We start from the raw sequence: 1,026 nt of genomic DNA, 5'->3' as shown, positions 1-1,026 counted from the left end.
TGGCAGCAATCGTGGCACAAACCACACTGGCGTTAGTGCAATCTGCTGCTGGCTTATCAAGCAGCTTGAAAATCATTGATTTACGAGACATGCCCGCCAAGATAGGCAGACCGAACTCATGAAACTTCTCGAGATGAGCGAGCATATGATAATTGTGTTCAATGGTTTTGCCAAAGCCAAAACCAGGATCGAGGATAAGTTGAGACTTATTGATACCTACGGCTTCACAAGCAGCTATGCGCTCTTCCAGAAACTGAGCGACGTCATCCATCAAGTTCTCGTACTGAGGGCTTTCCTGCATAGTTCTAGGTTGCCCCTTCATATGCATTAAGCAAACAGGTAGTTTTGATGCAGCCGCAACTTGAAGTGCACCAGGTTCTTGTAACGCACGGATATCGTTAATTAGATCCGCACCAACAGCGATAGCCTGACGCATTACTTCTGCTTTACTGGTATCGACAGAGATCCATACATCGTATTTTTCGCGGATGGCCTTTACAACAGGAACAACGCGTTGCAGCTCTTCTTCTAGAGAGACATCTGGCGCACCAGGGCGTGTAGACTCACCACCAACATCAATGATGCTAACCCCTGCGGTAATCATTTTTTCGACCTGAGCAAGAGCAAGTTCGAGAGAATTGAATTTACCACCATCAGAAAATGAATCAGGGGTAACATTAAGAATCGCCATTACATGTGGACGAGAAAGGTCGAGAGATTTGTTATTTGCTGTAATAATCATAATAAATACAAAAACCCCGAGCTAACTCGGGGTTTATTATTATCAACACTCTTTATTCAGAGTCTTTTTTTTCTGGAACTTCACTTGAAGCAGAATCTTGAGAAGTAACTTGCTCTGCGGGATTAGCAGAATCCGTTGCTTTCTCTTCCTCTTTCACTTCAGGCGTTGCTTGAGGCTTATCGTCATCCTTTGGCTTATTCATTGGGTTATCACCCCAGCCTGCTGGCTCACGAATTTCCGCTTTACGTTCCATGAGATCATCAATTTGGCGAGCATCAATGGTT

At 44.5% G+C, this 1,026-nt stretch carries 1 protein-coding gene and 1 pseudogene; both read right to left on the bottom strand.

Translation table 11 applies throughout. The features are described from left to right. The coding region (gene folP / locus R7040_RS24900) for a dihydropteroate synthase (RefSeq protein WP_318097340.1) at positions 1–742 on the bottom strand (742 nt) is incomplete at its 3' end. A gap of 52 nt (positions 743–794) precedes the next feature. Beyond that, positions 795–1,026 (bottom strand): annotated as a pseudogene (locus tag R7040_RS24895) (ATP-dependent metalloprotease); the annotation flags it as partial.

Source organism: Vibrio sp. 1069 (assembly GCF_033340555.1).
The sequence above is the reverse complement of the archived record's forward strand: the minus strand, read 5'-3'. Positions and strand labels throughout refer to the sequence as shown.